This window comes from Mucilaginibacter xinganensis (assembly GCF_002257585.1).
Classification (GTDB): domain Bacteria; phylum Bacteroidota; class Bacteroidia; order Sphingobacteriales; family Sphingobacteriaceae; genus Mucilaginibacter; species Mucilaginibacter xinganensis.
In genome coordinates this window covers 972,010-987,832 of record NZ_CP022743.1, presented here as the reverse complement: position 1 = coordinate 987,832, position 15,823 = coordinate 972,010, and the positions used below count along the sequence as shown (strand labels likewise).

At 41.1% G+C, this 15,823-nt stretch carries 17 protein-coding genes; 4 read left to right on the top strand and 13 right to left on the bottom strand.

Features of this window, described 5'->3' with window-relative positions; translation table 11 throughout:
- Window positions 1-48: 48 nt before the first annotated feature.
- A complete protein-coding gene (locus MuYL_RS04335) occupies window positions 49-1,146 on the bottom strand; it encodes a vWA domain-containing protein (RefSeq protein WP_094569359.1) in 1,098 nt (365 codons plus the stop codon).
- A 156-nt stretch (window positions 1,147-1,302) separates the two neighbouring features.
- Window positions 1,303-2,163, bottom strand: coding sequence for a carbohydrate kinase family protein (locus MuYL_RS04330; RefSeq protein WP_094569358.1), 861 nt, complete (start codon window positions 2,161-2,163; stop codon window positions 1,303-1,305).
- Between the two features lie 62 nt (window positions 2,164-2,225).
- Between MuYL_RS04330 and MuYL_RS04325 the strand changes: the two genes are divergently transcribed.
- Both MuYL_RS04325 and MuYL_RS04320 read left to right on the top strand, forming a co-directional pair.
- The gene (locus tag MuYL_RS04325; protein ID WP_094569357.1) at window positions 2,226-2,648 is read left to right on the top strand and encodes a YybH family protein; all 423 of its coding nucleotides are present in this window, start codon (window positions 2,226-2,228) and stop codon (window positions 2,646-2,648) included.
- A 92-nt stretch (window positions 2,649-2,740) separates the two neighbouring features.
- The gene (locus tag MuYL_RS04320; RefSeq protein ID WP_094569356.1) at window positions 2,741-3,562 is read left to right on the top strand and encodes a helix-turn-helix domain-containing protein; all 822 of its coding nucleotides are present in this window, start codon (window positions 2,741-2,743) and stop codon (window positions 3,560-3,562) included.
- An 11-nt stretch (window positions 3,563-3,573) separates the two neighbouring features.
- Here MuYL_RS04320 and MuYL_RS04315 read toward each other — a convergent pair whose 3' ends face one another.
- On the bottom strand, window positions 3,574-4,170 hold the full coding sequence (locus tag MuYL_RS04315) for a hypothetical protein (RefSeq protein WP_094569355.1): 597 nt from the start codon (window positions 4,168-4,170) through the stop codon (window positions 3,574-3,576).
- A 12-nt stretch (window positions 4,171-4,182) separates the two neighbouring features.
- Window positions 4,183-4,665, bottom strand: coding sequence for an RNA polymerase sigma factor (locus MuYL_RS04310; RefSeq protein ID WP_094569354.1), 483 nt, complete (start codon window positions 4,663-4,665; stop codon window positions 4,183-4,185).
- Window positions 4,666-4,853: 188 nt separating this feature from the next.
- Here MuYL_RS04310 and MuYL_RS04305 point away from each other — a divergent pair, with 188 nt between their 5' ends.
- Window positions 4,854-6,305: an alpha/beta fold hydrolase gene (locus MuYL_RS04305; RefSeq protein ID WP_094569353.1), complete on the top strand. Its 1,452-nt coding sequence runs from the start codon at window positions 4,854-4,856 to the stop codon at window positions 6,303-6,305.
- Between the two features lie 52 nt (window positions 6,306-6,357).
- Window positions 6,358-7,539, top strand: a complete 1,182-nt coding sequence (locus tag MuYL_RS04300) for an alpha/beta hydrolase-fold protein (protein WP_094569352.1) — start codon at window positions 6,358-6,360, stop codon at window positions 7,537-7,539.
- Window positions 7,540-7,602: 63 nt separating this feature from the next.
- Here MuYL_RS04300 and MuYL_RS04295 read toward each other — a convergent pair whose 3' ends face one another.
- The 9 genes from MuYL_RS04295 to MuYL_RS04255 form a co-directional block, all read right to left on the bottom strand.
- Window positions 7,603-8,178, bottom strand: coding sequence for a DUF420 domain-containing protein (locus tag MuYL_RS04295; RefSeq protein ID WP_094569351.1), 576 nt, complete (start codon window positions 8,176-8,178; stop codon window positions 7,603-7,605).
- Window positions 8,179-8,237: 59 nt separating this feature from the next.
- On the bottom strand, window positions 8,238-8,939 hold the full coding sequence (locus MuYL_RS04290; RefSeq protein ID WP_094569350.1) for an SCO family protein: 702 nt from the start codon (window positions 8,937-8,939) through the stop codon (window positions 8,238-8,240).
- Window positions 8,939-9,292, bottom strand: a complete 354-nt coding sequence (locus MuYL_RS04285; protein WP_094569349.1) for a cytochrome C oxidase subunit IV family protein — start codon at window positions 9,290-9,292, stop codon at window positions 8,939-8,941. The genes MuYL_RS04290 and MuYL_RS04285 overlap by 1 nt, the downstream gene beginning before the upstream one ends.
- 20 nt (window positions 9,293-9,312) lie before the next feature.
- A complete protein-coding gene (locus MuYL_RS04280) occupies window positions 9,313-10,041 on the bottom strand; it encodes a cytochrome c oxidase subunit 3 (RefSeq protein WP_094569348.1) in 729 nt (242 codons plus the stop codon).
- An 18-nt stretch (window positions 10,042-10,059) separates the two neighbouring features.
- Window positions 10,060-10,641, bottom strand: coding sequence for a cytochrome c oxidase subunit 3 (locus tag MuYL_RS04275; RefSeq protein ID WP_317043868.1), 582 nt, complete (start codon window positions 10,639-10,641; stop codon window positions 10,060-10,062).
- On the bottom strand, window positions 10,638-11,501 hold the full coding sequence (gene cyoE / locus MuYL_RS04270; RefSeq protein ID WP_094569347.1) for a heme o synthase: 864 nt from the start codon (window positions 11,499-11,501) through the stop codon (window positions 10,638-10,640). The genes MuYL_RS04275 and cyoE overlap by 4 nt, the downstream gene beginning before the upstream one ends.
- Entirely contained in the window at window positions 11,498-12,556 is a 1,059-nt protein-coding gene (locus MuYL_RS04265; RefSeq protein WP_094569346.1) for a COX15/CtaA family protein, read from the bottom strand. Before MuYL_RS04265 ends, cyoE begins: the two co-directional genes overlap by 4 nt.
- Before the next feature lie 164 nt (window positions 12,557-12,720).
- Window positions 12,721-14,607, bottom strand: coding sequence for a cytochrome c oxidase subunit I (locus tag MuYL_RS04260; protein WP_094569345.1), 1,887 nt, complete (start codon window positions 14,605-14,607; stop codon window positions 12,721-12,723).
- 16 nt (window positions 14,608-14,623) lie between these two features.
- Window positions 14,624-15,814, bottom strand: a complete 1,191-nt coding sequence (locus tag MuYL_RS04255; protein ID WP_094569344.1) for a cytochrome c oxidase subunit II — start codon at window positions 15,812-15,814, stop codon at window positions 14,624-14,626.
- Between the last annotated feature and the right edge of the window lie 9 nt (window positions 15,815-15,823).

Here is a 15,823-nt window from a genome sequence, read left to right as displayed (position 1 = left end):
ATTTGAAAATATAGAATATTAACATTTTCAAATCAACTCATCTTCAAATCAACGAACTGTCTTTCTTCTATTCTTTATATAATCTTCAAAAATATATTCACCCAAACCGTTCAGCGAGCTGTAAAAAGCCTTGCCGCCGTTGGTTTCGGTGAACTTGCGTACGAATTGCTGCAGATAGGGGTCTTTGGCTATCATAAATGTGGTGATAGGTATCTTGAGCCTTTTGCACTGGGCGGCCATGTTAAGGGTTTTATTTACCACTTTCCTATCCAGCCCGATGCTGTTCTTATAATATTTTGTACCTTCTTTTAAACAGGTTGGCTTACCATCAGTGATCATAAAGATCTGCTTGTTTTGGGTTTTACGCCTGCGCAACAAGTCGGTTGCTAGTTCCAGTCCTGCGTAAGTGTTGGTATGATAAGGTCCTACCTGTAAATAAGGCAGATCTTTCAACGTAATGGGCCAGGCATCATTACCAAATACCACAATGTCCAGGGTATCTTTAGGGTATTTGGTTCGAATGAGTTCAGCAAGCGCCATAGCCACTTTCTTTGCCGGCGTGATCCTGTCTTCGCCGTAAAGGATCATCGAATGCGAGATGTCGATCATCAGCACCGTTGACGTAAGGGTCTTAAAATCCATTTCCTCTACTTCCAGGTCGCGCTCCGTCATCATAAAATCGCCGATGCCGTGGTTTACCTGTGCGTTATGGATAGACTGGGTCATGTTGATCTGGTCGAGGCTATCGCCAAACTCAAACTCCCTGCGCTCGGCATTCTTTTCATCGCCCTGTCCGGATTGCGGCGAACGGTGATTTCCCTTGCCTGACTTCTTCAGCTTCCCAAAGATCTCCTCCAGCGCCGACTCCCTGATGCTTTGTTCTGTTTTTGCAGTGATCTTAAACTCGCCGTTCTGCTCTTCTTCGCTCAGGTAGCCCTTTTGCTTCAGATCGTCGATAAAATTACCCATCCCATACTCATCGTTGGTTAGGTTGTACTGCTTATCCAGCTCATTCATCCAGGCCAAAGCTTCGCCTGCATCGCCTGCTGTATAGTTGAGCAATTCCAAAAACAATTTTAATAATTCCTCAAATCCGCCTTTTTGGATCTGATTGGGTTTAAACTTCGAAAACTCGAATCCACGCATACAATACCCTTTCTGATATAAAATAACGGAATATTTTTCTTAAAAGTTTTACAAAGCTGGTTTTAGGCAGAATTGTTATGAAAGCATGACAAACGGAGGGAAGTGGGAGTTGTGAGTTGCAGCTGGCCGTTCTTTAAATCCCGATGCAGTTTGCCATCAGATTACCAAACTCTCATCATAAACAGGGTTTGCCCCTCTTTTTCCGGCCACAAAAGCACCAACGCGGCATGCTTTTTCAATCAATCCCTGCATGGGTTCATTCTTTAACAAGCCCGAAACAAACGCCGCCAGGAAGGCATCGCCAGCACCAACGGTATCAACTACCGATACAGGGCAGCCCGGGTGTTCATAAAACTCATAGTCGTGCCAGGCGATTGCGCCATGTTCGCCACGTGTAACACAGATGGTTTTAGGGTGATACTTTTTCTGGAACTCAATAATTTTTTCTTTTATATGGCTATTGCTCCCGCCAATTAATAATGCTGCTTCGTCCTCATTCATCTTTATTACGTCGGCTCCGGCAACCAGTGTCTCAATAGTTGATAAAGTATAATGCGGGGCACGCAGGTTTACATCAAATACCTTTAAGGCGGTAGTTTCCTGTAGTAAATTCAACAGGGTGTCCTTTGTTGTTTCTTCGCGACAGGCCAGGCTGCCATATACAATTGCAGCTGCCTGCCCGGCGGCTTTGGTAAGTGATGTTTCCGTTTGGATATTATCCCAAGATACCGGTTCAGGGATAATGTAAGTTGCAACCCCATCCTTGTCCAACTGAACGGTAACTTCGCAAGTCGGTAGCTTTTCGTCCTGCTGAATCAGTTCGCTGAATAAGCCGTTTGCCTTTAAAAACGTTACAAGGCCCTCGCCCGATACATCCTTGCCAACCCGGCTGGCAAACAAAACATCCATGTGCTGCTGCACTAAATGGCGGGCAACATTCATTGGGGCACCACCGGCTATTTTTTCATCGCCAAAGGTATCCCATAATATTTCGCCGAAACAGAGTATATTCTTCATAAAGGTGAACGCTTAATTGTCAAAGCTAAAAGGATTTTTGGTTAAAATTGTTAAATTGCTTTATGAAAAAAATCATCCTCTCCTCCCTCCTGTTCCTGGCATCCTGTATTATTCTCCATGCCCAGGATCAGCAGGGCATTTTAAAAGTGCTGGAAACCCAGCGGATAGCCTGGAACAAAGGTGATATTGATGGTTACATGCAGGGATACTGGAAATCAGATTCTTTACTGTTTGTGGGAAAAAGCGCTCCCGCCTATGGCTGGCAAACCACGCTTGATCATTACAAAAAAGGATACCCTGATAAAGCTGCAATGGGCTTCCTTACCTTTGATATTCTACAGGTTAAGGTGCTTGACCCCGCCAACGCATTTGTATTAGGCGGCTGGCATTTAAAACGCGAAAAAGACGCGCCTGGCGGTTATTTCACACTTTGGTTTAAAAAGATTGATGGTGAATGGAAAATAGTTTGCGACCATACGAGTTAGATTCGAGATGCTTAAACAATAAAAAATTGGCGCTTACTTAACTGGTTAACATTTCCTGTAACTAATTATTTTATCCTCCGTCTTATTCTTAAATGGTCGAGATTTTTAACAATATCCGTAAAGTACACCGGTTTATAGAACCGTGTGATGAGCTTGCCGATCATATTGAATTTTTCTCAGAATCAACCCCTCCCTTTCCTTTGGATAGTTTTGACCAGAAAGAGGTTCCGCAGTTTAAAAGCGTAAAAATGTTTCCCAGCTATACGCCTACCTTCTGGATAAACCTCGGTACTCCCTATTACTTAACGGTAGCCAATAAACAGTATCTGATAAAAGAAACAGATGATATTTTAGTGTTAAGGGACACCAGCGTTGAAAAATTCAAACAACCTACTGATCATATATTCACTGTTAAATTTCTGCCAGGCGGACTTGAAGCGATTTTAGGGATAAACCAGTTGAGCCTTATCGGGCAGGTTATTAACCTGAATACTATATTACCACCTGCGTTCCTCCAAAAAATCAAACAGCCGCTGTGTTTTGAGGAGCGGATGGCCATGATGCAGCATTTTCTTTTAGCCCGCTTTAAAAATAAAAGCAAGGATCATTACCTGCAGTTTGTACACGATTGCATTGAAAATTATGATTCGGCCGATATGCAGCTCAACACTTCTGAAATGGCAGAAAAGATGTTTGTAACCTCAAAAACCATTAACCGTTATTTTAATAAGGTGGTAGGCACGTCTCCCAAAAACTATTTCACCATTTTGCGCACACGTACCGCTTTAACCGCATACGTAAATCAAAAAGGACTTTTTACACCTTTTGACTTTGGGTATTATGATATGAGCCATTTTTATAAAGACGTGGTAAAGTTTACCGGGCAAAAGCTTACCGCTAACAGCATAAAATAAGAGCAGGCTGATCAGGCCTCTGCTAATTCTTTCAGGACATTATCGGCATCCTGTATTGTTTTTTTATACTTTTTAAAAACCCATGTGGTAAACCAGCGAAAGAATGGAAATGCAACAGCATACCATAGCCATAGCCTGGTTATTTTAAACAAATCCACCCCATCAATAAGCTTACACATTACCGGCAGTACGGTAAGCATAAGCACGGCCCCAAGATAAAAACTCAGTTTTTTAACCAGCGCAAATTGTATTTTACCTTTTGAATAGTCTGCTAATGATTGTTTAAAATTATTGTTTAATATATTAATCGAGCTTAATTTATTTGCTGCCTTGAGTGATAGCACAGCTAACAGCAATGAAATTACGGCAGAAGCCACGCCGCAAACTTGCAGATACCAGGTGCCAAGTTGCTGAAAGTTTATAAATATAAATAAAGCCGTTGCCAAACAAACCAACGAACCGATAGTCTCCGGAACTGTTACTTTACCTATTTTGCTCCTGTAATTTACCTGTGTCATTTTTATAATTAGTGAATCTGTTAATTTTTTTTGTTTCTCAATCTCGGCAGACATTTCGCCCCAAACAACTTTCATTTCTTCCAATTCCATAATTTAATTTCCTTAATTAATTTGAGCTATTAGTTTTTGTTTAATCCGCCCTAGCCGGGTACCAATATTGGTGGTGCTAAAGCCGGTTATGCCTGCTATTTCATCATATGTTTTCCCATCCAGATACAGCAGTATAATTCCCTTTTCAATCTTATCCAATCGCCTTATCTGCGTATATAAAATTTCGATCTGCTCCTCTTTTAGCGTATCATTTAAGTCTGGCTTATTAAGGAGTAATTCATCTATCGGCGTATAACTTCCTTTCTTTTTTTCCTTATTTAGATGAGCTATAGCCGTATTTAATGCGATGCGATACATCCATGTACTAACTTTTGATTCACTCCTAAATGATTCGAAGGATTTCCAAAGCTGGTAAACAATCTCCTGGTAAAGGTCCTGCCTATCTTCCCTGCTATCGGTATATACCCTGGTAACCTTATAAATAAGCCCGGCATTTTCTTTTATAATTTTTACAAACTCTTCTTTACGCTGCATCGAAAAATGAACTACTCCTAATTAGTATCTAAAGGGGCTGAAAAATCACAAAAAAAGCAATTAATATTACAAATGAATATAAGGTTTAATGTAAACGCTGTTATTACCCGTTTTTTTAAGATTGTCCGTTTTTTACTAAAAATCATTCCCTCAATACTTTTACTTTGATTAAAAAAGAAACGATCATCATGACCAGGCATATTATACGTATATTACTATTCATAATTTCCTTTCAGCAAGTATCATTTGCACAGGGAAGTTATACACCCAAAATTGAGCCCTGCGCCTGTGCATTTAAGGCGGATAGCAGCTTAAAAACCCGTTGCGCTTACTTAATAGTCCCGGAAAACAGGAGCAAACCAAAAGGCAAAACAATAAAGCTGCCTTTTATTTATGTAGAGAGCGGTAACCCCCATAAACAAAAAGACCCTGTGCTTTACACATCAGGTGGACCCGGGGCAAGCTCTTTAAGTAGTGTGCGTTTTGCACACTACCGCCAGCTTATAAAAAACAGAGATTATATTGCCTTTGAGCAGCGGGGCACCACCTATGCGAAACCATGCCTCTCATGCGACGGGATCAGCGAAGCGGTAAAAAATGCTTATCGCAAAAACCTGCCTTTGGACAGCTCAATTGCCCGGGAAGCGAAAAACTGCCGTAAAAAATTGATTGCGGACGGTAACGATCTTTCTGCCTATAATACCATTGAAAATGCGGCTGATATTGAAGATTTGCGCCGTGCCTTAAAAATTGATTCTATAAATTTAATAGGAATCTCCTACAGTGGTGGGCTGATGCTTACCGTACTGCGTAATTACCCGCAGCATATCCGCTCCGTTATCCTTGATTCGGCGCTGCCGGGTTTTGTGAACTACGAAGAAGATGCCTTGTTCAGCATTAACCAATCTTTTAATAAGGTGTTTGGTAATTGTGAACGGGACTCCACCAATAATCCGTTGTACGCTCATTTAAAACAACGTTTCCAGGATTACTTTTCATCTATAGACAACAAGGCGTTTACTTTAAGATATTTAGAAAAGGGCAGTGCCGATAGCATCAGCATAAAATACAGGCGTAGTGATATGCTCGATTTTTTGGTGGATAAACTAACCAGCAACGCGGAATTAAAAAATGTACCTTACCTGGTTACCCAGCTTATTGCAGGCAATCAGAAAAAGTACATGACGGCTTATTTCGATAATATTTTTAATGCCGGTAAAAGTAATACTCTTGGCATGCGCTATTCCATGTATTGTTCCGAACAAATCTATTTTGCAGATCAACATTTGATAGATAAGCAAAATGAGGTTTTCCCCTATCTTGCAGGATATCGCTTTAATGATGTTAACCACCCGATATGTAATTGCTGGAATGTGAAACCGGTTAGCAGTATTGCCAAAACGCCCGTATATTCAAACACCCCGGCTTTATTGTCGACAGGGGATACCGATCCATACTGCCCTGCTTTTTATAATGATGTTATTCATCATTATATGCCCAACAGTCAACGGGTGTTGTTTACAGATAAAACGCATGGCCCTGCATTAAATTCGAGGGCTGGAGATGTTTTGATAGCCCAATTTCTTGACCATCCCTATCAGCCGGTGCAGGTTGACGGAAAGAAAATAACTACGTGGTAAATATTAAGTTTGAATTAGCAAGTTGGCGAATGAGTGATTTAAAGATTTTTTTATGAAATCATTTATAACGTTTATATTTTTCATCGTTTGTGTACCTACATTTTCCCAAAAAAGAGATAACCGGATAACAATTGGCACCGTTGATACTGTTTATTCAAAAATCCTGGGTGAAAAGCGGACGTTGATGATACATATACCACAGGGTAATAAGGAAGAGCGTTACCCGGTTTTGTATCTGCTGGATGGGGAGGAGCATTTTTATTCCGCTGCGGGTATTGTTCAGCAAATGGCAGGCGTAATGCCTGACATGATAATTGTTGGCATTGTCAATACAGTCCGCAATCGTGACCTTACACCAACGCATGTAACTGATTCAAAAATTTCTGGTGGGGGAGAAAACTTTTTGAAGTTTATTGAAGATGAATTAATTCCTTATGTGAACGCGCATTATCCTGCGGCCCCATACCGGATTTTAAGCGGGCACTCCCTAGGGGGCTTAACAGTTGTAAATACCCTGCTTAATCACACCAAATTGTTTAACGCGTATATAGCGATTGAGCCAAGCCTATGGTGGGATAATAAAAAGCTATTGAAACAGGCGCAACGCCAGTTAGCTGTTATTGACCTTTCAAAAAGAACGTTGTTCGTAGCCGTTGCCAATAATATGCCGCCGGGTGTTGATACCATTAGTGTAATGAAAGATACCCTTAACAGCAATACACAGTTAACCCGCTCGGTATTGCCATTTGTTAAAGCTTTAAAAGATACTAAACCAAAAAGCCTGCGCTGGAGTTACAAGTTTTATCCTAATGAACGCCACGGCACCATTGAACTAAATGCAGAATACGATGCTTTGCGCTACCTGTTTAACTATTACGCTTTCAGGAGCAGTCAATTTGACGGGCATCCCGAATTGAATGCAGACTCAGTACTTATATCTCATTTTAAAATGCTTTCAGATAATCTTGGTTACACACTTATCCCCGCCGAATCATTGGTGAATAGTGTGGCCTATCATTGCTGGGAGCTTAATCAACCCAAAGAAGCCTTATTGCTTTTTAAACGAAATGTAGAAAATCATCCGCAAAGCGCTAATGCATTTGACAGTCTTGGCGATTTTTATAGCGGAACCGGGGACAAACAAAAAGCAATTGAAGCCTATACCCGTTCGTTAAGTTTGCAGGAAACGGTGGATACGCGAAGAAAGCTGGAGGAAGTAAAGGCGAAGAAGTAAAGACGGGAATATCAGACTTGCGAACTTTTAAAAACCTCGCGAGCCTTTGTTCATTTCAACAGCTTAAAAATGATAATAAGGATAAACCATCAAATAAACAATAACTCCCGTAACAGTTACATACAGCCAAATGGGAAATGTCCACCGCACCAGTTTTTTATGTTTTTCCACTTGCATTTGCAGACCGCGATAAAAACTCAGCAAAATCAATGGCAATACGCCGGCAGCAAGTATGATGTGCGAGATTAAGATGGTAAGATAAATTGGGCGAAGTGATCCAACCGCGCTGCGTTCAGCGTCAGATAAAATACCGTCACCATCCAGGTCACCAAATACTGTTTCTTTTTTCATCAGGTAATGGAATGCGATGTACGAAACCAGGAAAAGTGACGACAGGCAAAACGCCAAAATGTTGATGCGTTTATGCATGGTAATATTGCGCTGCCTGATGAAGTATAACGATACAAGCAAAAGTATGCTGCAAGTGCCATTTAAAACAGCATTAAGCATGGGCAGGTACATAGTGAAGGCAGGTGTATCGCCTGGTACTGGCAGAATCTTCCGGTTGAGGATAACGACAACGACAAATACGAATATGGATACAGCTGCTACAAAACGGAATATAAATTTATCTGTCATTTTTATCAGGATCAGAATTAAAAACTATTTTACTATTTGACATAATCCGGCTGCTTGGCTCAATACAATGGCGTATCGTTTTTCCGCAACTCGTCAGCAATCAATACTTTAATTTCATCATTTAAACGCTCAGCCTCCAACGTGGATGCGCCGGTATAATATCCCCTTATTCGCCTGTCACGATCAACCAGGATAAGTTTATCGCTGTAAACAAATTCATCAGGACCGGTTTGAAGCGCATTAACCAAAAGACCCTGGCGCGCCAGGTTATATATAGTGGCGGTGTCGCCGGTTAAAAACAACCGTTTTTTTGAAAGATCTTTAAATCCGTCCGCGTATTTCTTTAAAGCCGTAACGTCGTCATGTTTCGGGTCAACCGTAACCGACAGAAAATAAACCATTTTGTTACGGGTATAAAATGAATCAATCACATTAACGTTCCTGTTCATAAGGCCGCAAACAGACGGACAACCGGTATAAAAAAAGTTTATGACCAGTATTTTATTATTTAATGTTTTAAGCGATACCGCGTTGCCGTTCTGGTCAGTTAAGTTAAAGTCAGTAAGGGTATGGTAGATGGTATCTGCAACATTCTTTCCCTTAACCTGATGAAAGGTTTTGGCGACCTGTTTAGGGCCGAAAACAGCTAATGGTTTGTACCTGTTTTTACCATGAGCGGTTAGTAAATAATATAAAAATCCTGGTACAACTAAAACTAGTACCAGGATCGTAATCTTTTTTAATATGCCGGCTTTCTTCATTACACCCTAAGGTCAATCCAATAATGGCTCTCGTTTGTAAGTACCAATATTAAACCAATTATAAAAAGTATAGGTATAATAATAGCTAATGCTAAACCTACCTTTTCAAACTTCAGGTGCATAAAGTAAGCTACAATGAAATATGCTTTAAATAACGTTAAAATAATGTACGCAGGATTTACCCAATGCGAAGCGATTTGAAAATGAGGTGCCAACCACAACGCTATAAAAAATTCAACGCAAGTTATACCTAATAAAATGAAAAATACATACCATATTTTCCCCTTGGTCATTGATTCATGCTCTTCGTGCTCAGCGCCGGCTGCATGAATATGTGTAGTTTCTGATGACATATATAAATCGGGTTAAATTATCAAACTAAATAGAAGAACGTAAATACAAACACCCACACCAAATCCACAAAGTGCCAGTAAAGGCCAACTTTTTCAACCATTAAATAGCTGCCGCGTCTTTCGTAAGTGCCTAATAACACGTTAATAGTAATTATAATATTGATTACAACTCCTGAAAATACGTGGAAACCGTGGAAACCGGTAATGGTAAAGAACAGGTTTGCAAACTGATGCGATGACATCTGCTGCTGCGCCAGCGGGATCCCCTTAGCAAAAAATTCTTCTAATGTCTCTTTATTAGGAATAGCAGACCACCAAAAGCCTTCACTGTGCAGGTGATTCCACTCCAAAGCCTGACATCCCAGGAACATTAAACCACCAATAATGGTTCCTATCATCCACCAGATCACTTCTTTCTTCGAGTTACGGTGGCCGGCCTCAACGGCTAACACCATTGTAACAGAACTCATGATGAGAATAAAGGTCATTAAACCTACAAATACCAAAGGAGCACCGTGTTCAACAGATGTGCCGGGAATTGACTGGAATACTAAAGATGGTGACGGCCAGGTTGGTGCACTAAAGCGTAAAGCGCCATAAGCGATCAGTAATGACGAAAAGGTAAACGCATCCGAAAGGAGGAAAAACCACATCATCATTTTACCATACTCTACGTTAAAAGGCGATCTGCCTCCTGACCATGGTGTTGATTTTACCTCATCAACTTGTTGTGTTACTGCTGTACTCATTTGTACTTGGATAATAGATTAATTTTGGTTCAAAAGTAAAAAAACATACAGATAAATCCATATAATATCGAGAAAATGCCAAAAAATAGATGCCATCTCCATCTTGAATATATTCTTTACCTGCGGTATGTTACGGTAAGTGGCTATTAAAGCATTAATTAGCACCAACAAACCGGCAAAAACGTGTAGTAAGTGTATCCCGCAAAATACAAAAACAAATGACCTTGAAGCATTCGGATCTGTAAAATAGATCTGCATTTTATAGGTCAACACATAACACGCATAAATTTGTAAGGCAAAAAAAGCCATGCCTAAAAAAACAGTGATCCATAAATAAAGTTGCTGCTTACCAAACTTAAGCTGCTTAGCCGATCTTGATGCTATAAACATTGTTACGCTGCTGAGCATAATAACTAAAGTGCTGTACAAAAATGCCTGTGGCATTTGTACATTCAACCCGTGTCCTTTTCCGCCGCTGTAAACTATAAAGCCGCTGCTAAAAGCCGCAAAAAGCATAAAGGAAACAAACACAAATATCCACATGGAGAACTTTTTAGCTCCCAGGTTTAATTTATCTTCTTGTTGTATCTGAGCCATCATTTCACCTTTCCTATAAAATCAAATAAAAACATTAACTGCACTATCGGCAAGTAAAAAAACGAGCCGTACATTAGCTTTCTTGCAGAATCTATCTGCAGATCCTTCAAAAGCTTAAACGCCAAATATAAAAACACCACACTGCATATTAGCGACACCCCGCCTACGTAATAGCCACCGTAACCATAATAGGTTGGGAGTAAGCTCACAGGCACTAATAACAAGGTAGATGCAAAAGTAAATATTGCACTGGTTAAATTCCTTTTTCCGGACGGTAACAACCTAAACCCTGCAAGCTTATAATCGTCATCAAGCACCCATGCTATTGCCCAAAAATGCGGAAACTGCCAAACAAACTGAATGCCAAACAGTATCAACGCTATTTCATCGATCTTAGGATGTGCCGCCACATAACCGATTAGTGGTGGTAATGCCCCCGGTATAGCGCCTACGAAAACTGCGATTGGCGATTTCCTTTTTAAAGGAGTATAGACAAAGGCATATAACAGTATTGAAAACACCGAAAGGTAACCTGTTGTTAGGTTAAGTTTTCCCAGCAAATAAGTTCCAAATATGGCCATAAACAAACCAAGCACTAATCCTTGCCCCGTTGTCATCCGCCCCGCCGGGATCGGCCTGTCCATCGTACGCTTCATTAGCTTATCAAGGTCCTTTTCAATAATCTCGTTAAAGCAGTTAGCAGCAGCCGTTACCAAAAAACCACCTGTAATCAGGATCAGCCAATTGCCCCAAACAATTTCGCCATTTACCTTGCTGCCTATTAAAAACGATATAGAAGCAGAAAACACCACCAAAAAGGTGAGTCTCAGCTTAATTAATTTTGTGAAATCTTTCCAGATCATGAATTCCCCCCTCCCTTAACCGACCTGTACAAATTCAGCATCAGGTAAAATTGCGCGCTAAACACTAACGTTGCCAACAATACATGCGCGGCCTGTGCAAATGGCGGTAGCGCCCAATAAGATAATAATATTCCTGTCACCATTTGCAGCATCAACATTAAAAATACAAAACTCATGATCTGCTGTTGTAATGAATGGCGGCTAAATGTCCTGCGGATCAAAGCATATAGCGCAACGTTAATAACCAAAACAAGTATAGCAATATCCCTGTGTTGCGTAAAAATAACGCCTGCATTGGTAATCCAGTCGTCGCGGTAACCACCCTGAAAATGCCCCGCCACCGCGTCAATTTTTTCTCTAACCTCACTGCCAAACGCAATTTGTACGGTGCTTATTAACAAAGCAAATAAAGTAACCACATGCGTTACCTGGTTAACATTAAGCTTTGGCCTGCCGTAAACGCGGGCAAGGTGATAAGTTATTATGCTGATGCCTATTATGGCCAAAGCAAGCAGCATGTGCAGTGTAACAACCCATGCGACCAGATTAGTTGATACCACTATTGAACCCAGCCATGCCTGGAAACCTACCAGGATCACATTAAATATACTTAAAACGGGGATCAGTTTACTTTCGCTGCGATAGCTGAACGCTAAAACCGCAGTAGCCAACAAAAAAAGCCCTGAAGCTGCACCAATCAGCCTGTTGATATATTCGGTCCAGGTCTTTGCTGCATTAAATTCTTCAGGCACCAATATCGATTTATCTTCGCGAATTCTGCGGGCAAGATCACTGTAACCAAAAACATCCAATGTTTTGGCAAAGCGTTGATTTTTAGCTAAACGACCAGCAACGTATTTCTGTTTGTAGTCTTTTGGTAATTCTGAACTGCTCGTTGGCGGAATATATCGACCAAAGCATTTAGGCCAGTCAGGACATCCCATACCCGACCCGGTACTACGCACAACTCCACCTGCAAGTATCAGTATAAACAACAGAATAATTGTGGCTAAATTGACTTTTTGAAACCGGATTTTCGACGTGGATGTCTTCATTTTTTAAAGCTGAGAGCCAAAAGCACAACGCAGAAGACTGGGAACAGCCTCCACAACATGCCTGCCCCAGGTGTTGTATCGGTATATTTTTAAAAATTTAGGGTACCTGTTAAGGAATAATTTCCGGTACAGATACCCTAAAAGGTCAGATCGGTAATAAAAATTTATTTTACCGCTTCGTTAGCTTTTTGAGTACTAGTCCATTTAGTGTACTCTTCTAAACCACCCGGATTATCCTCAAAATCATGAGGAAGGTTTGAGCTCATAGTTTGCGAAAACGGAACATTTTGTGGTATAAAGTCTTCGTCATGTCCCGGTTTGCTGTAATCATACGGCCAGCGGTACACTGTTGGAATCTCTCCTATCCAGTTACCATGCACGTGCTCAATTGGCGCAGTCCACTCTAAGGTGTTTGCATTCCATGGATTCTGAACAGTTTTCTTGCCCCAGAAGATAGAATGAACAAAGTTAAATGCAAATGCCAATTGCGCTATACCGGCCATAATAGCCGCCCAGGTAATAAATACGTTTACGGTTAACCAGCGTTTCATTGATTCAAACTCGGTGAAAGCGTAGTAACGGCGAGGAACACCATCTAAGCCCATAAAGTGCATTGGGAAAAACACCAGGTAAGCACCAATAAAGGTTAGCCAAAAGTGCAGGTAACCCAAACGCTCATCCATCATACGGCGGAACATTTTAGGGAACCAGTGATAAACACCGGCAAGCATACCAAATATAGCCGCAGATCCCATAACAAGGTGGAAGTGGGCAATTACGAAATAAGTATCATGGAGGTTAATATCCAACGCAGCGTTTCCAAGGAAAATACCTGTTAAACCGCCGGAGATAAAGAACGAAACCATACCTATGGCAAATAGCATAGCTGGTGTAAAGCGAATGTTACCGCGCCATAACGTAGCCAGCCAGTTAAATGTCTTAACTGCGGAAGGCACCGCTATAATCAGTGTGGTGATCATAAACACCCCACCAAGGAACGGATTCATCCCGGTTACAAACATGTGGTGTCCCCAAACAATAAATGATAATACCGAAATACCTATTAATGAATAAACCATCGCATGGTAACCGAAGATTGGTTTACGTGAGTTTACCGACAATACTTCGGATGAAAGCCCCATTGCAGGCATAATTACAATATATACTTCCGGGTGACCCAGGAACCAGAATAAATGCTGGAACAATATTGGGCTACCACCTTCGTATGGTTGCACCTGACCGGCTAACACGATATCGGATAAATAAAAACTCGTACCGAAACTGCGGTCAAATATCAATAACACCACACCAGCAACCAATACCGGGAATGAAAGCACACCCAATACGGCAGTAAGGAATAAAGCCCATACAGTTAAAGGCATTTTCCAAAGATCCATCCCTTTAGTACGCATGTTTAATACAGTACTGATATAGTTAATACCACCCATTAACTGCGATGCAATAAAAAGGGTCATACTGATTAACCATAACGTCATACCCATTCCCGAACCTGGCATTGCTTTTGGCAGCGCTGATAACGGCGGATAGATTGTCCAGCCACCGCTTGCAGGTCCTTTTTCAACCATAAACGATGAAAGCATGATAATACTTGCAACCAGGAATAACCAGTAAGAAAGCATATTAACAAATGGAGATGCCATATCGCGTGCACCTATTTGAAGTGGTATTAATAAGTTTGCAAACGTTCCGCTCAATCCGGCAGTTAATACAAAGAATACCATGATGGTACCGTGTATAGTAACCAATGACATATAAAAATCGGGACTGATACGGCCGCCTGGCGCAAAATGACCCAACAATGTTTCCAAAATAGGGAATGATTTGTCGGGATAAGCAAGCTGAATCCTGAACAGCAGAGACAAAGTCATAGCAATAAATGCCATGATAATCCCTGTAACAAGGAACTGTTTGGCGATCATTTTATGATCCTGGCTAAATACATAGGTATTCAGGAAAGTTGCCTTATGATGGTGTTCGTGACCTTCTTCGTGATGTACTACCCCGTGATCGTGAACTGCTAATGTTGACATACTCGTTACTCTTATATTAATTATTTAACGCTAATCTGTTTGATGCTGCCTTTACCTGACCTGCCGGTCTTGCATCAGCTAAGTGCAACTCCTTCTTTAACTGGTCAGATAGATATGGCTTTTGTTTTGAAATCCACTCCTGGTATTCAGCTTGTGAAACTACGCGGACTACTTTTTGCATATTGTAATGAGCACCACCGCATATTTTATTGCAATACAGCAGATATTCAAAATTAGGGTTATCGGTCTTTCTCTTCATTTCGGCAGTTGTAATGGTTGGCACAAATTTGAAGAAAGTAGGCAAACCCGGTACCGCATTTTGCTGCAACCGGAAGTGTGGCATATAAACACTGTGGATTACATCCTGTGCATGTATGTTCAAGCGTACGGATTGATGAACCGGTAATACCAAAGTATCAGCTGACAAATCATCAAAACTGCTTCGGTCTTTGAAATCAACACCTAATTTGTTAGCCGGCGTAGTAAGTCTGAAATTCAATGGACCCAGTTTCCCATCGGCACCCGGATAACGAAGTTCCCATGCAAACTGGTGGCCGGTAACATCTATATTTAAATCACCTTTTTGTTCCGTACTGTTCTCAACTTTCTGCCAGGTAAAAAATCCAAACACAACCAAAATAGTTAAAACCACAGCCGGAACAATTGTCCATATTTTTTCAATAGTATTATTGTGGGGTAAAAAGTAAGCTTTGCGTTTGTCCGATCCGCGGTAAACAAATGCAAACCCAAACAATAAGATCTGTGTTACCACAAATACTATCAACGTTAAAATTGTAGTAGTGGTAAACATATTGTCGATAGCACCGCCATGCGCAGATGCAGCTTCAGGTAAACTCATGCTGCCCTGAACAGTAAGTGACCAATAAGCGCCGTACATCCCAACAACAAGGAATATTGCACAGCATACGCCCATAACACTGCTCCAGTTTATCCCTTTTTTACCCTGCATTTTTTGGGTAAGATCAAAAACCCGGAGTATTTTGCCAAGTATGGCAACACAAAATGAAGCCACCAAAAATAGCAATACGTAATAGGCAACCCCTGTCCACATAGCGCTTTTATCAGCCGCGGCAGTATCAGCAGCAGCGGGTGCTGCCTGCGCCATTAGCTGATTTGTGCCCAACAGCACAAACGCCGCCAAGAGCGATAGTGTTTTTTTAGAATTAATTAGATGTTTGAATCCCATTTTAATGGT

What these genes read in the sequence shown, in the direction of transcription:
- MuYL_RS04320 (WP_094569356.1), top strand. Translation starts at nt 2,741, where the DNA reads ATGGTCGAGATTTTTAACAATATCCGTAAAGTACACCGGTTTATAGAA.
- MuYL_RS04335 (WP_094569359.1), bottom strand. Translation starts at nt 1,146, where the DNA reads ATGCGTGGATTCGAGTTTTCGAAGTTTAAACCCAATCAGATCCAAAAA.
- MuYL_RS04325 (WP_094569357.1), top strand. Translation starts at nt 2,226, where the DNA reads ATGAAAAAAATCATCCTCTCCTCCCTCCTGTTCCTGGCATCCTGTATT.
- MuYL_RS04315 (WP_094569355.1), bottom strand. Translation starts at nt 4,170, where the DNA reads ATGGAATTGGAAGAAATGAAAGTTGTTTGGGGCGAAATGTCTGCCGAG.
- MuYL_RS04285 (WP_094569349.1), bottom strand. Translation starts at nt 9,292, where the DNA reads ATGTCATCAGAAACTACACATATTCATGCAGCCGGCGCTGAGCACGAA.
- MuYL_RS04275 (WP_317043868.1), bottom strand. Translation starts at nt 10,641, where the DNA reads ATGATGGCTCAGATACAACAAGAAGATAAATTAAACCTGGGAGCTAAA.
- MuYL_RS04290 (WP_094569350.1), bottom strand. Translation starts at nt 8,939, where the DNA reads ATGAAGAAAGCCGGCATATTAAAAAAGATTACGATCCTGGTACTAGTT.
- MuYL_RS04300 (WP_094569352.1), top strand. Translation starts at nt 6,358, where the DNA reads ATGAAATCATTTATAACGTTTATATTTTTCATCGTTTGTGTACCTACA.
- MuYL_RS04310 (WP_094569354.1), bottom strand. Translation starts at nt 4,665, where the DNA reads ATGCAGCGTAAAGAAGAGTTTGTAAAAATTATAAAAGAAAATGCCGGG.
- MuYL_RS04330 (WP_094569358.1), bottom strand. Translation starts at nt 2,163, where the DNA reads ATGAAGAATATACTCTGTTTCGGCGAAATATTATGGGATACCTTTGGC.
- MuYL_RS04260 (WP_094569345.1), bottom strand. Translation starts at nt 14,607, where the DNA reads ATGTCAACATTAGCAGTTCACGATCACGGGGTAGTACATCACGAAGAA.
- MuYL_RS04280 (WP_094569348.1), bottom strand. Translation starts at nt 10,041, where the DNA reads ATGAGTACAGCAGTAACACAACAAGTTGATGAGGTAAAATCAACACCA.
- MuYL_RS04265 (WP_094569346.1), bottom strand. Translation starts at nt 12,556, where the DNA reads ATGAAGACATCCACGTCGAAAATCCGGTTTCAAAAAGTCAATTTAGCC.
- MuYL_RS04255 (WP_094569344.1), bottom strand. Translation starts at nt 15,814, where the DNA reads ATGGGATTCAAACATCTAATTAATTCTAAAAAAACACTATCGCTCTTG.
- MuYL_RS04305 (WP_094569353.1), top strand. Translation starts at nt 4,854, where the DNA reads ATGACCAGGCATATTATACGTATATTACTATTCATAATTTCCTTTCAG.
- MuYL_RS04295 (WP_094569351.1), bottom strand. Translation starts at nt 8,178, where the DNA reads ATGACAGATAAATTTATATTCCGTTTTGTAGCAGCTGTATCCATATTC.
- cyoE (WP_094569347.1), bottom strand. Translation starts at nt 11,501, where the DNA reads ATGATCTGGAAAGATTTCACAAAATTAATTAAGCTGAGACTCACCTTT.